Origin of the sequence: uncultured Polaribacter sp. (assembly GCF_947501385.1) — a bacterium.
Classification (GTDB): domain Bacteria; phylum Bacteroidota; class Bacteroidia; order Flavobacteriales; family Flavobacteriaceae; genus Polaribacter.
On record NZ_CANMVP010000012.1, the window covers coordinates 99,027 to 113,778 of the forward strand.

A 14,752-nucleotide genomic window follows, 5' to 3' on the forward strand; every position below is an offset into this window, starting at 1 on the left:
CCTATGTGGTATTCTTATTCCTTATTTTAAGATGTTGAATTATATTTGTTGTCTTATTAATTCCTGAAAATATTTATTTTGTAACTCTAATCACTGGAAACTGCAACTGCTTACTGCCAACTTTTTCAATAAACTTTCTCCCCTTTTTTCAACCATTTGCTCCAGTTTTTACTAAAAGCATGTACTTTTTCTGTTGAGTTTCCTAAGGTGTCAACCACTTGAAAATTGTTGTTTTTCCATTCAAAAATACCACCATATAAATTATAGACATTGGTATACCCTTCTTGAATTAATTTATGTGAAACTGTTTCAGAACGAATTCCCAAAGAACAATAAACTACAATTTTTGCATCTTTATCTTTTGGTAATATTTGTAATGTTTCTTTCAATTTAAAATGATCATAGCCAACTAAAACGGCTTCTTTTAAATGACTTACTTTAAATTCTTTTTCCTCTCTAGCGTCTAATAATATTGCTTTGGTTTTTGGTAAAGCTAGCGTTTGCACAGACATATATGGAACGTTTCTCTTGTTCCATTTGTTCAACAATTTATCTAATTTCTTTTGCGCAGAAACTGTGGAGCTTATTAGTAAAAAAAGTATGAATATTTTCTTCATAATTTATAAGTTAAGAACTAAATATTAGCAACATCCACCGCCATCATAATGAAAAGTAGATGCTGAAAAGAAAATATCATCTCGACCTAAAGATTGCAGAGCTGCAGCAGTTTTGTCACAAATTGCTAATGGCTGATTTTTTAATAAAGTATGTCCTAAGCCATCATCAAAATAAGCTGCATCACCATAATAAATAGCCGCTTTTCCTGTAAAAATACAAGGACCATCTTCTGGCATTGGATCTTTAATTGCAGCTACCTCAATAGACTCGATATAAATTAATTCATCTGTTGGATAGTTTTTTGGGTCTAAAATTCTGTATGGTTTTCTAGCTCGAATCTCAATGGTTCCAAAGCCAGCATCTGTTAGCGCTTTTACGTAATCAGCAATAGTTAAACTACCACTTAGACACAAGGCACGCAAACGTTCGTCATTTCTTAATTCGTCATTCATCGGTTGTTCGCAAGTTGGGTCACTCATCACCAAGCGTCCATGAGGTTTTAAAACTCTGTGCATTTCTTCAATTGCTTTTTTTAAATCATCTGACTTAAAGATATTGAACAAACAATTCTGGGCAGCAACATCAATAGAATTATCTTCAACAGGTAAATCCATCGCATCACCTTTACGTAAATCTACGAAGTCACTTTTAAACCAATCGTTTTGTGCTTCTGCTATTTTGAAATTTTTTCGAGAAGCTTCTAACATTTCATCCACAACATCTAAACCAATAACGCCTCCTTTGTTTCTGTTAAAATAGGCAAATTGGAGTAATTCCATACCGCCACCAACACCTACATATAGCATTTTAGGGTTGTTCGTTAAATCTCTTGCATGTACTGTTGAACCACAACCATAGTTCATTTCTTGCATAATTCTTGGGATTTTTAAGCCTGGTAATTCCCAAATAGGATTTGTAGTACAGCAAAGTCCAACATCTGGGGTTAAAGCTGCTTCTTTATATACATTGTGTGTGGTTTCTAAATAACTCATTTTATTTTTTTGTTTTTTCCTGCAAGGTTTCAAAAACCTTGTAGGTATTTTGTTTTATTCTAATTTTATACCTAGAAGGAATCCTCATTCTTCGGAAATACCTTGCAGGAATAAATTGCAATGGGCTTAAGCTCGTTACAATTTATTTTACCAAACTTGCTCAACTTTCCCCTTTGGGGAAATGTCTGAATGACCATGGGGCTTATGCAACAACGCCTTGACAACTACTTCCTGCCCCCGCAGTGCAACCATAACAATGTTGATTGATAATAATGTTTCTGTCTTGTAGCAATTCTTCGTTATAATCTTTAATGTGTTTTACTTTACTAGCTACTTTTAAATTTAACATTTGGTTAAAATCACAATCAAATAACCAACCGTCCCAACTTATAGACAAAGTATTTGTACACATTACATTTTTTACAGCAGTAGGGTTGTAAGCATCTACCAAAGAAATCATATAATCTTCATAATTTTCTGAAGCAATCAAATAATCTAAAAAACGACTAATAGGTAAATTGGTAATGGCAAAAAGGCTATGAAAATCAATATCAAACTCATCTTTCAAAGCTTTTTTGAAATCATTTTCTAAAGCTTGTTGGTCACCAGGTAAAAATGCTCCTGAAGGATTGTACACCAAATCTAATTTTAAATCAGAGCCTGCTAATCCGTAACCAACAGCGTTTAATTCTTGCAGAGCTTTTATCGATTTATCGAAAACTCCATCTCCACGTTGTTTGTCGGTTTTTCCGCGCGTCCAATGTGGCATAGAAGAAACTACGTGTACATTGTGTTTTTTGAAGAATTGGGGTAAATCGTAATATTTTTTATTCGCTCTGATAATTGTTAAATTAGAACGTACAATAAAGTCTTTAATTCCTGCTTTAGATGCTTCTTCTACAAACCATCTAAAATTAGGATTCATCTCTGGTGCGCCACCCGTTAAATCTAAGGTATGTGCTTTTGTCTTTTGAATGACTTCTAAACACTGCTTCATGGTGTCTAAAGTCATAATTTCTTTTCTGTCTGGACCCGCATCTACATGACAATGTTCGCAAACTTGGTTACACATATATCCTAAATTTATCTGTAGAATTTCTAATTTTTTAGGACGCAAAGGAAACTGATTTGTCTCTTTAATTTTTGCTGCAAACGTTGGTAATTCACCATCAGCGAAAATGCCATTGGAAAGAATTTCCATTTGACGAGATGTATTTGCAATGTCGTTATTTCTTGCTTTTAATGATTTTGTAGCCATATATGCTGAACTTGCTAATGCTGATCCTATTTCAGCTTCTTTTTAATTAGTACTTTAAAATATGCTTAGTATTTAGAAAAAAATGATGCTTTTGGTTTTTTTGTAAATTCATTTTGGCTAACGAATGTCACACTGAGCTTGTCGAAGTGTTTTGTAAACTTTAAAATCTTAGTTAAACCTATTTTTTAGATTCCAACTTTCGTTGGGATAAGCAACCTCTAAAATTTTTGCGAAAAGCAAAAATTAGAGTCTGCTTACATTTCCAATTTATTCACTTTATTCATCATTTGAACTCCATGCACTAAAGTGGCGCCACTTTTTATAGCTGCACCCACATGAATCGCTTCCATCATTTGTTCTTTGGTAATACCTCTTTGTAAACCATCTTTTGTATACGCATCTATACAATAAGGGCACTGTTCTGTATGGGCAACTGCCAACGCAATTAAAGACTTTTCTCGGGCCGTTAAAGCACCTTCTTCAAATACTTTTCCATAATAATCGAAAAACTTATTGCCAAGATCTTCGCTCCATTCAGTAATTTTTCCGAATTTTCTTAAATCGTTAGCATCGTAATAATTTTTAGACATGCATCTTATTTTTATTATTAAAATCGAAAGATAAAAAAATTATTTTCCGTTTAAAGACCAATCGTATTTTAAATAATTTGTTCTTGCTTTTTTGTTGATCTCTGTTTCAGAATATTTGTTTAAATATTCTATTAGAGAACCATTTTTAGTAAAATCTTCTTTAAACCAATCAAAAATTGAAGAGACTTGAACTTTCTTGTTAGAAATTTTATTTCTAGAAGTATCGTTGATGAATTCTTTCATTAATTTTTCTAATGAAGCGTCTACGTTTTCTTCTGTAAAAGCCATATTTCCTAATTTTGGACAAGAAACAGAGGCGCAATTTACACCTACGTGAATTCTTGGGTCAAATAATTTTTTACGCAAAATTTCATGCTCTATATGATCTAAGGTGTATGTTTGTCCGCCCACTTTAGCAAACGGAATTTTCCAAGCGGTTTTGCCACTTTCTTTGATGTTCATGATACTTTTTAGTGGATAATTTTCTAAAATGAGTTTGATGGTATATGCATTGTAAGCATTTATCCAAAAAGCTTTTTGTTTATTATCTGACCAAGAATTTGCCGGAGATGTTTTTTCTAAATAAGAGATGTACGTATCTAAATTCGCTTCATCAGCTTTAAAGGATTTGTAATCTACAATTCCGTCTTCCGTAACATGCTTTTGTAGTAAATCGTTAAATATTGAGGTTTGCGCATGTACTTGTGAGAAAGTAAAAAGTGTAATGGATAGTAACAGTATTTTTTTCATTGGATGTTTTTTCTTAATGATGTAGACGAAATCTTTTTTAATTGATTACAATAATTAGTTTAAAATTATTAAATGTGTATCTATTTTATATTTGCTGCTTATTAAGTTTAGCCTTTCTTGAATTCTCGGGAGAAATGGCATCCTTTTTTTATTTTAAAAAAATATATAATAGGAAACAGTTGACCTACCTGCAGCAGCTACTATGCACCCGCATCTTTTGCTATGTTAATTCCTTTGTTATATAGAAGCCTGTCTAAACCTCTTTTTTAAATTACTACACTTTACGGTTCTTAAGAATCATACTCTTTCCAGGTTTCTAAGGGATCGATAAACCAAGCCACCCAACCACTTTCTAAATCTACTTGTTATATTTTAAAGCCCTGTTTTTTAGTAATCTAAACAGTTTTTATATATACCATTGTACACTATAACATTCTACTTATGGTTAAAAGGTTTTGATAGCTCTCCACTTTATGAGTAGTAAATAATTTTCAATGAATCGCATGTAAACTAGCTGTAGCCTCTTTTACAGAAATACAAATTACCTCTAAAGATTCGGGATAGTCTTTATTTTTTTAAATTTGATGGACACTTAATGGAGTATAAAGTAAAGCGTAGTTCTATTTCTGCTTATCTTTTGTATTGATGCTTTCTACTGTCGGTAGGAAGTGTAATGGTATCACTTATTGCTATAGGTTCAGCTTCTACACTTTTGTAAAGATTTTCTCTATTTATTAGCTTTCTAGTGGTTCTAAGGCGTACAGGTAAATGATACTTTTGATCTGGAATCAAAACAAATCGTTCATAAATCAATTTAATAAATACTTACGGGTACACAATAGCTACCAAAAAAAGCGCATAACTGAAGAATCTTATATTTTTCAATTCGTTTCTGGTTGTACATGACAAAATTTTAATCAAAATGAGCAATATTTTCTCTAACATAATGTAAAGTGAGTTGTAGAATATCGTCTTCATATTTTTCAAACTGAAGGTCTAAATCGTCCCATAAATCGATATTAGATTCCTTTTCCATTAAAATTTGTTGACGTATTCTTAAATTTTTTGGAACAGGAATTTCTGGAAATAAAAAAATGGCTTCCGTTAAAAGATCCACCGTTTTTTTTGCTTTTATAGCGAGGTAGGCTTGAAAAATTTCATGGGTAAACTGACCAGAAGATTTAAAGAAGAATTGAATAAAGCCACCTTCAGTTACATGTTGCTCTAATACATCGATGTATATAAACGTTTTTTCATATTCATTTAATTGATCAAAATTATCTTTTTCTTGAATTTTCTTTCCAATAATTTCTCCAATTCTGGTAATTTTTTCGGCATCATTGTTTAAAAGCAATGCTATTTCTGTCGAGGTCATTTTTTATTTTTTATAAGTTCTCTTTTTCGCATCGGCATTCCGTCTATAATTGCAAATAATTTTTTTGCAGATAAAATTTCGGTTTGAGATAGTTTTATTCCACCGTCTAAGCCAGTTAAAATAATTTTAAAAGGATTTTTTTTAGCGTTAAATTTTGAATATAATTTCGATGACAAAATCCAATTTTCATCAAAATTAAAAGAATAACTTTTTTCAATGATTTGGTAAATAACTAATTTTCTATCTATTAATTCTGATGATTTATCTTTTAAAACCTGAACTTGATTTTGAAATTCAGAAGTATTTTTATTATCAGATATTATTAAAATGACACGATTTTCCCATTGATGTTTTTTGATATTTTGACCAAAAGAAAATAGCGAGAAAAACATAAAAAAAATTAGAATTGCTTTCATAAAAAAAATAAGGTCTCAATAAATATTTATCGAAACCTTCTTATGTTTAAAATTTATTCAACAGACTTTTTAAAAGTATTTTTACCACCAACAACAGGAATTGTAATGCTAGTTCCGGATAAATCTACCGTTAATTCCGTTCCTGGTTTTGGTAATAAAGTATATTCAGAATCACTAGAAAAAATCATCAAACCAATTTGTTGTCCTTTTTTTATGATTTGATCATCGGGTTGCAATTCAAATGTCATTTCATAGAATTTACCAACTTTTAAAGGAGCACCTTTAGTTAACGACTTGTAATTTTGTAAATCTGCCCAACCGCGTGTGATAATATTATCGGTAATTTTTGCTCTTCTGCTAGAATTCCAAGGTAGTGATACTAAGTAAACAGATAGATTTACAGCTGTCTTAGAACTTGCTGCTTTTATGGTAATTGTAGCAACTCCAGAAATGTGTACATCTTCTTTTAAAATAGGAGTTACATATAATAAACGATGGTTTGTATAATCTGCTTTTGCCAAAGCTTCCGAAGAAAAAGAATAATTATCTACCAACGTTTCTTTTCCTTTTGACGCCGAATTATCAACGTTTAGACTTCCTACACCTGGCGCACCAGCACCTAGATAAAAAGTAACGTTTTCTGCTTCAGGATTTGGGTATGCTGCATAAGCTGTTGGTTCTTCTCTTTTGTCATTTTCTCTAACAATCCAAGCTTTTGCATCGTTTTCAACATTATTTTTAATGCCATGTAAATAACGCGTAAACCAACGATTCATCATTTTCATTGGCGGTGGTCCACCATGTCCGTTTTGATGATAATAAATTTGAGTTGGCAAGCCCATTTCTGATGCTTTTTTATAAATTCGATAACTGTGTTCTGGCATCACATTCCAATCGTTGAAACCATGAGACATTAAAAGTGCCGCTTTCATTGGTTTTATATCATTTAAATAATCTCTTCCTGCCCAAAAATCATTGTAATCTCCTGAAGCTCTGTCCATACCATTTGCCATTTCAGTATCTCTGACAATTTTGTTGTTTCTGGGTCTATTTTCTTCTTTTCCACTGTGGATAAAATCGTACAAAACATCAATATCTTCACCTAAATATCCTCCAGGAGAACGCACTAAGCCATTAGAACGATAATAATGATAATAAGAAGTATTTGGTGCCACAGGAATAATGGCTTCCAAACCTTCAACGCCAGTTGTAGCTGCGGCTAAAGGAATTGTTCCGTTGTACGAAGTTCCTGTCATTCCTACTTTTCCGGTAGACCAAAAAGCAGCAACTGTTTCATTTCCTTCTCTTGAAGCATATCCTTTTGCACGACCATTTAACCAGTCTATAACAGCCTTTGGCGCTAAAGATTCATTATCGCCACCAACGGTTGGTGCACCATCAGACAAGCCCGTTCCTGGTGATGAAGAATGCACCACAATATAGCCTCTTGGTACCCAAGTTTTAATTTGTGAATTTGAAATAATTGGTCGTTTTCCTCTTCTAACAACTTCTACTTTGGTTCTTGGTTTTTCTTTTGCACCAATCTCATGTTTTACTTCCCAAAATAAACCCGGAGCGTTTCCTGCAGTTCCTGCGTAATACGGACTCGATTCATACACAACAGGCAGTTTTAAACCCTCTGAATCTGTTTGTTCAGGTCTCGTAACAGCTACATGAACTCTGTCTAATTTTCCATCTCCGTCAGAATCAAAAGTAGTTTCTACCCACAAATCATGACGAATCCATTTTTCTGGATTGTTAAATGCTGCTACAATTTGTGCTTCTCCATCTTTAAAAATTGGTGTAGCTTTTTCTTGTGCTTGCAAAGAATATGCTATAAGAAATAATAGGATAAATTGGAATTTATTTTTCATGTTAATTGCTTTATTTTAGAACTGAAAATTGGATGGATGAATCTGTAAAAACAGTATGTGTTTGTGTTTTAAAGTCTTTTTCATCTGCTTTGTAAATATTCTCTACATAGGTCTGCGGATTCAAATCGATTAAAGGAAACCAAGTACTTTGCACTTGAATTTGTAATTTATGTCCTTTTTTAAAGGTGTGAAAAACATCTTGTAGTTTGATATTTACGTCGGTTTTTTTATTGGGAATAAAAGGTTCTGGAAACTCAAAGCTATTTCTAAATCGTCCACGCATCACTTCACTTCTAACCATTAGATGATAATTACTCATTTTTAAATGGTCTTGTAATTTGTCATTATTTTCTTCTGCGTCAGAAGGATGTACGTCAATTACTTTTACAATCCAATCTGCTGCAGTTCCTGTAGTTGCCACTTTTAATTTGGCTACAATATCTCCAGCTAAGGTATAATCTTCGGTTAAAATATCGGTTTCAAAAACCAATACATCGGGTCTTCTTGCCGCAAAACGTTGGTCGTCTGTCATATACTTTCTGGGTGTAAAAACCGTTTTAATATCTTCAGAATAGGGCACAGGACGTTTGATATCGCTTATAAAATTTATTTTTTCTGTTGATTTTTTATCCGCAGTTAGTTCTTGATTTTTAGATAAAAACCAATCTTCTTTTACCACATTTTCGGGAGGCCAAGCATCATAGGATTTCCATGCTAGTTTTCCAGAATCGAAAACATAAGCTTCTGGCAAACCAGAATTATGATCTGCTTTTCCTTTTAAGAAGTGATTGAAAAACTTAGTTTCAACATTTGTTTGAAATTTTAGTGAAATAGAATCTCCAAAATAATAATTTCCAACAGCATTTCTCACTCCAGAACTTGCCCAACGACCATGATCCCAAGGTCCGAAAACCATTGTGTTGTAATTGTCTTTACCCTGTTTTTCAATTGCTTTATAAGTTTCTAAAGGACCATATAAATCCTCGGCATCAAACCAACCACCCACAATCATTGTGGCTACGGTAGATGGAACTTTATCTAAATGCTGAATAATTCCTTTGCTTTTCCAAACAGCATCATAATTAGGATGCTCTGTAATTTCTTTCCAGAAATAATCATCTATTTTGTCTTTCTTTTCTGTATTGGTAACATCTAATTTATCATACTGAAAATATTCGTTGAGGTTTTTTAAAGGTCCTTTGTCTAAGAAAAATTGATATTGATCTTGTGAATTCATTTTCGGAAAAGAATACCAAGCAGTATCTGTTGGTGTGTCTTTATAGGTTCCGAACAAAGAAATGGCTCTAAAATAACTCAATAAAAAGGCACCATTATGATGAAAATCATCAAAGAAAAAATCACCAATACAGGCTTGTGGAGAAGCTGCTTTTAATGCAGGATGCGCATCAATGGTAGAAACGGTTGCGTAATGCCCAGGATATGAAATTCCCCAAGTACCTACATTTCCATTATTATTTTCTACGTTTTTTACGAGCCAATCAATGGTATCATAAGTATCCGAAACTTCATCAGATTGATTTTTCTTTTTATTGGGAATGTACGCGCGCATATTATCGTACACACCTTCGCTCATCCAGCGCCCACGAACATCTTGATACACTACAATGTTCCCTTCTTTCATTAAATGCACATTAGGTCCAATTTTAGTTTTCATTCCTTCACCATAAGGCTTAGAACTATATGGAGTTCTTTGCATTAAGATAGGATATTCTTTAGAAGTATCTTTTGGAGAATAAATGGTGGTGTGGAGTTTTACACCATCTCTCATCGAAATAGTCACTTCTTTCTTTGTGTAATTATCAGCAACAAAAGTACTTTTTTTTGGAGTTTCTTCTTTTTCAGTTTTGCTACAACTAGCAATGAATAAAAAACTAAAAATAGAAAGAATAAGATATTTTTTCATTGTAAGGTTGGTTTATTTGAATGCTAAATTTACAAAACTAAAAAGAGTTGTTGAGAATTCTTTTGTTAAAATGAAATGCGATTTTTTTCTGAAGCTATTTCCAGCTTTCTGTTCTCTCTCTTTTTGCTGAATTTATTTCAAGCATCTCGCTATGAAAACAAGCCATCTCATAATCTGTAACAGGTACTGAATAAAGTTTGGCATACAAAGGATGCCACTTCTCCCGAAATTCTGGGAATAGGCTAAACTTGTTTGCATAGTTTTATGATTTTCGAATAGCAACAGTATTTTTAACAAAAAGGCAAGACTCTTCAGGTTTTTAAATCTGAAGAGTCTCTAAAATTTAATGATTTTAGCTGTTTTCATTCATAAATGCTAAATTTGTATGTATGGATAAAAGATTAAAGAAATTCCCTCTTTTTATAAAAGCCCAAGAAATTTATGATTTGGTGCATAAAGTTTCGATATTAATTGAGGGCAATGAAGATAAAGATGATTTTGGAAATCATTTATTAGTTGAGTACAAAAAGCAACTTCAAGAAAGTGCTTTACGAATCCCTGCAAAAATAGCAGGTGTTTTTAATGAAGATACTTTGTATGATTTTAAAATGGAAAATGCGACTATTATTAGAAAAGAAGCGCGCACAATTCTAGTAACAACTTCGGGTTTAAAGATGGCAGGCTTTAAAGAAATAGATTATTTAGATTTGATTCGTAATGAAATTGAAGAATTTAGAATTCTGTTTGCAGAATGGGTAAAAACATTCGATGAATGGAATTATAGTATTGATAGATGGGGTTTGTTTAATCCGCCAGGAGTAAACTATGACGATTATGATATTGATGATGATTTGCCTTTTAACAATCCTTTTGATGATGAGGTTTGATCTTCCTGCAAGGTTTCCAAAACCTTGTAGGTATAAATTTAGAGTTCCATTTTCCCTATATGTTAAAAGAAACCTTGCAGGACTAGAGCTTTCCTTCCAAAAATATGCAATAAGTTGGCAAACAGCTTAGCCCTGATTGAACCTTTCGACTACGCTCAAGACAGGCTAATTGTTTGAGCTCTTTTTGAGGTACGAAAAAAAGCGAGTGTTGAAAGCAGGAAATAGCTTCAAAAAAACAATTTAATCCATTAAATTTCTTGTATTTTTGCAAACTATGCAAGAAACGAATAAACATCAATTAACAGACTGGTTACCAACCACAAACAAGGAAGTAAAAATTCGTGGTTGGGAAGCATTAGATGTAATTCTATTTAGTGGAGATGCATATGTAGATCATCCATCATTTGGACCTGCAGTAATTGGACGAATTTTAGAAAGTTATGGTCTGCGTGTGGCGATTGTGCCACAGCCAAGTGTTACTGATAATTTGCAGGATTTTGAGAAATTAGGAAAACCAAGATTATTTTTTGGCTGTACAGGTGGTTGTATGGATCCGATGGTTTCTAACTACACTGCAAGTAAAAAAAGACGTGATAAAGATGCGTATACGCCAAATGGTGATAAGGGTTTTAGACCTGACTATGCAACTTCTGTCTATTCAAAAATATTAAAAGAAAAGTTCCCAGAGGTTCCTGTTTTAATTGGCGGAATTGAAGCGTCATTAAGACGTGTAACACACTACGATTATTGGTCTGATAAGCTGTTGCCAACTATTTTAGAAACCTCTAAAGCAGATATGTTGGTCTATGGAATGGGCGAACAACCTTTGCGAGAAATTGTAGCATTATTGCAGAAAGGCGTTCCGTTTTCGAGCTTAAAAAACATCAAACAAACGGCTGTTTTAATAGACCAAAAGAAAGAAAAAATACCTGTTGTAAATGATTGGGAAGATGTAACAATCAATTCTCATAAAGCTTGTTTAGGCGATAAAAAAACATTTGCATCGAATTTTAAAACGATTGAACAAGAATCGAATAAATTAAAAGCAAGACGAATTTTGCAAGATGTGGAAGGAAAAACGTTGGTGATAAATCCGCCTTTCGCTACCATGACCGAAAAAGAAATTGATGGTTCTTTCGATTTGCCTTTTACCCGATTGCCACACCCAAAATATAACAAGCGTGGTCCTATTCCTGCGTTTGAAATGATAAAATTTTCGATCAATATTCACAGAGGGTGTTTTGGGGGTTGTAGCTTTTGTACAATTTCTGCACATCAAGGGAAATTTATTGCAAGCAGAAGTCAAGAATCTATTTTAAAAGAAGTAGATAAAGTGGCAAATATGCCCGATTTTAAAGGGTATTTATCTGATATTGGTGGTCCTTCTGCAAACATGTATCAGATGAAGGGTAAAGTACAAGCAATTTGCGACAAATGTGTGGCGCCAAGTTGTATTTCGCCAGTAATTTGTTCGAATTTAGATACTTCACATAAACCCTTAACGGAATTGTATCAAGCTGTTGATAAGCATCCAAAAATTAAAAAATCGTTTATTGGAAGTGGCATTCGTCACGATATGTTGGTGCCTGAATTCAATAAAAATGCAGACCCAAAAGAATTGGATGCCTATACAGAAGAGGTAATGACAAAACACGTTTCTGGACGATTAAAAGTGGCACCAGAGCATACATCAGATCCTGTATTAAAGTTGATGCGGAAACCATCTTTTACTTATTTTCATAAGTTTAAAGAACGTTTTGATAAAATTAATGTGAGGAAGAAATTGAACTTACAATTGATTCCGTATTTTATCTCAAGTCACCCAGCTAGTGAGGTAGAAGATATGGCGAATTTGGCCGCGGAAACCAAAGATATGGGTTTTCAGTTAGAGCAAGTACAAGGTTTTACACCAACACCAATGACGGTTGCTACGGTTATTTATTATTCTGGTTATCATCCTTATACTTTAAAACCAACAAAAACTCCGAAAACTAAAAAAGAGAAAGAAGACCAACACAAGTTTTTCTTTTGGTACAAAAAAGAAAATAAAGATTGGATTAAAAATACCTTGAACAAAGTTGGAAGACAAGATTTGTTACAACGTTTATTACCAGAAAATAACTCTTGGAAAAAGAATAAAACCACTCATAAAACTGCGCAACATACTTTTGATGATACGATTCCGTTTAATAGAAGAAAGAAAAAGGTAAGTAGAGCTCCTAAAAAGAGGAGGTAGTTTTATTTTTAATCTTTTCCCTAAAATCGCTGCTATTTCTTTTAATTTTTTGCGGCACTTTAAAATTTGGAAACCATTAGTTTGACAATGTTAATCTTCTTACAATACATTAAAAGAATATTCAATCATAATTAAAACTAATAATGTCAGGCTGAGCTTGTCGAAGTCTTTTGTAGATTTCGACACGCTCAATCTGACATTTGGTTAAACAATTGTATTTAGTTTACTGTATAATTTTCAATTAATTTTTCAAATGCTCATTAAAAAAAGCAATGGTTCTTTCCCAAGACAAATCTGCAGCTGCTTTGTCAAAACGTGGCGTAGTATTGTTATGAAAACCATGGTTTACATCAGCATAAAAATGTGCTTCATGTTCAATATTATTCGCTTTTAAAACTTTTTCAAAAGCAGGCCAACCTGCATTTACTCTTTTGTCTAAACCAGCATATTGCAATAACAAAGGTGCTTTAATTTTTAAGGCTTCTTCATTAGAAGGCTGTCTTCCATAATAAGGAACTGCTGCTGCTAAATCAGGAAGTTTTACCGCCATCATATTCGAAATCCAACCACCAAAACAAAAACCAACAACACCTACTTTTCCGTTACAGTCTTTATGGTTTTTTAGATACTTGTACCCAGCAATAAAATCTTCTAACATTTCATTCCTGTCTCTTTTTCTTTGCATTGCTCTACCATCATCATCATTTCCTGGATAACCACCCAAAGGCGATAATGCATCTGGAGCTAAGGTTACAAAGCCTTCTAGCGCTGCTCTTCTGCCAACATCTTCTATGTACGGATTTAAACCTCTATTTTCATGCACCACAATAATTCCGGGTAATTTTTCTTTTCGATCTTTTAAAATAGAAAATAGACCTTTCATTTTTAGTCCGCCTTTTGGTGAAGCATAGTTAACCATTTCTGATCTTAATTTTGGGTCATCTGGCTGAACTATAATCGAATCCTTATAATTTGGAGAAATAAAACTTAACAAAGAAGATACTGTAATTGCACCTACTGCATATAAAGAAAGTTTTTGTAAAAACTCTTTTCGATCTATTTTGTTATGGGCATAATCATCATATAAATCGAATACTTCTTGGCTAATGTCTTCTTTTTTAAGTGTTTTCATTGCGTAATTATTTAAGGATTTAAAGCAAAGCATTTAAACCCATCTAAGTTACAAAAAATAATAATAGGTATAATGTTACTAACTTTTTAGGTCTCAAAAGACACTACCTTCTTTTCTAAAGCGATGTAGTGAGTCGTTTTTTCTGAAAAAAGAGGGAAAATTTTCAACTCACATGTATACGGAGTTTTATTTTTCTTATAATTGATAACAACGTCCTGAAACGGCGTATCATTTGCTATTTTTTTTCGGATTCTTTTTTTCGCTTCGAGAGAAGTGTTTTCACCTTGAAGGAAATAAGGCGATTTTTTTAACGCAAAACTTTTATGATACCCCGTCATTTTAGAAAATCCATCATTTACCCAAACAATTTTTTGGTTGATGTCTGTAATTACAATGGCATCAAATTCTTGATCGTTAAACAGTTTATCAAAATTATTTTTCCAATTAAATTTACAGGCTAAACCTTTTACATGATTGATATCGTTTTCTAAATCAAGAAATTCCATTTCTGAAGAAAAATAATTATTGTAAAAATCGAAACTAATTAGTGGTGATTTTATAGATACATTTGGAGTCAATAAATCTTTGATAGCTTCGTATTCTGATGTTTCTTGAGATGAAAGAAATACATCTAAACACATCATATTTGCAAGGTTGTTTTTCATCGAAAAGAATTTGTTTAAGATTTATAAAGCGAAGC

The 14,752-nt window shown here is 32.8% G+C and carries 14 protein-coding genes; 2 read left to right on the forward strand and 12 right to left on the reverse strand.

The genetic code is table 11. The features are described from left to right. Positions 1-125: 125 nt before the first annotated feature. From Q0998_RS09505 to Q0998_RS09550, 10 genes are all read right to left on the reverse strand, one after another. Positions 126-617 carry a rhodanese-like domain-containing protein gene (locus Q0998_RS09505; RefSeq protein WP_299669357.1) on the reverse strand — a complete coding sequence of 164 codons (492 nt, stop codon included), beginning with the start codon at positions 615-617 and terminating at the stop codon, positions 126-128. 24 nt (positions 618-641) lie between these two features. After that, the gene (gene arsM / locus Q0998_RS09510) at positions 642-1,610 is read right to left on the reverse strand and encodes an arsenosugar biosynthesis arsenite methyltransferase ArsM (RefSeq protein WP_299669359.1); all 969 of its coding nucleotides are present in this window, start codon (positions 1,608-1,610) and stop codon (positions 642-644) included. A 202-nt stretch (positions 1,611-1,812) separates the two neighbouring features. Beyond that, on the reverse strand, positions 1,813-2,868 hold the full coding sequence (arsS, locus tag Q0998_RS09515; protein WP_299669361.1) for an arsenosugar biosynthesis radical SAM (seleno)protein ArsS: 1,056 nt from the start codon (positions 2,866-2,868) through the stop codon (positions 1,813-1,815). Positions 2,869-3,122: 254 nt separating this feature from the next. After that, entirely contained in the window at positions 3,123-3,458 is a 336-nt protein-coding gene (locus Q0998_RS09520; protein ID WP_299669363.1) for an arsenosugar biosynthesis-associated peroxidase-like protein, read from the reverse strand. Between the two features lie 39 nt (positions 3,459-3,497). Further along, positions 3,498-4,208, reverse strand: coding sequence for a DUF547 domain-containing protein (locus Q0998_RS09525; RefSeq protein WP_299669365.1), 711 nt, complete (start codon positions 4,206-4,208; stop codon positions 3,498-3,500). A 630-nt stretch (positions 4,209-4,838) separates the two neighbouring features. Next, complete coding sequence (locus Q0998_RS09530) at positions 4,839-5,000, reverse strand: hypothetical protein (RefSeq protein ID WP_299669367.1); 162 nt, start codon at positions 4,998-5,000, stop codon at positions 4,839-4,841. A 121-nt stretch (positions 5,001-5,121) separates the two neighbouring features. Continuing rightward, on the reverse strand, positions 5,122-5,583 hold the full coding sequence (locus Q0998_RS09535; protein WP_299669368.1) for a DMP19 family protein: 462 nt from the start codon (positions 5,581-5,583) through the stop codon (positions 5,122-5,124). Beyond that, a complete protein-coding gene (locus Q0998_RS09540) occupies positions 5,580-5,999 on the reverse strand; it encodes a DUF4174 domain-containing protein (protein WP_299669370.1) in 420 nt (139 codons plus the stop codon). Before Q0998_RS09540 ends, Q0998_RS09535 begins: the two co-directional genes overlap by 4 nt. A gap of 53 nt (positions 6,000-6,052) precedes the next feature. Further along, positions 6,053-7,873: a Xaa-Pro dipeptidyl-peptidase gene (locus Q0998_RS09545; RefSeq protein WP_299669372.1), complete on the reverse strand. Its 1,821-nt coding sequence runs from the start codon at positions 7,871-7,873 to the stop codon at positions 6,053-6,055. 10 nt (positions 7,874-7,883) lie between these two features. After that, positions 7,884-9,797: a CocE/NonD family hydrolase gene (locus Q0998_RS09550; RefSeq protein ID WP_299669374.1), complete on the reverse strand. Its 1,914-nt coding sequence runs from the start codon at positions 9,795-9,797 to the stop codon at positions 7,884-7,886. Between the two features lie 389 nt (positions 9,798-10,186). Between Q0998_RS09550 and Q0998_RS09555 the strand changes: the two genes are divergently transcribed. Continuing rightward, entirely contained in the window at positions 10,187-10,684 is a 498-nt protein-coding gene (locus Q0998_RS09555; protein ID WP_299669375.1) for a hypothetical protein, read from the forward strand. A gap of 274 nt (positions 10,685-10,958) precedes the next feature. Continuing rightward, entirely contained in the window at positions 10,959-12,920 is a 1,962-nt protein-coding gene (locus Q0998_RS09560) for a YgiQ family radical SAM protein (RefSeq protein ID WP_299669376.1), read from the forward strand. A 241-nt stretch (positions 12,921-13,161) separates the two neighbouring features. Here Q0998_RS09560 and Q0998_RS09565 read toward each other — a convergent pair whose 3' ends face one another. Together Q0998_RS09565 and Q0998_RS09570 are read right to left on the reverse strand one after the other, a co-directional pair. Next, on the reverse strand, positions 13,162-14,052 hold the full coding sequence (locus Q0998_RS09565; protein ID WP_299669377.1) for a dienelactone hydrolase family protein: 891 nt from the start codon (positions 14,050-14,052) through the stop codon (positions 13,162-13,164). An 86-nt stretch (positions 14,053-14,138) separates the two neighbouring features. Next, a complete protein-coding gene (locus tag Q0998_RS09570) occupies positions 14,139-14,717 on the reverse strand; it encodes a PAS domain-containing protein (protein WP_299669379.1) in 579 nt (192 codons plus the stop codon). Between the last annotated feature and the right edge of the window lie 35 nt (positions 14,718-14,752).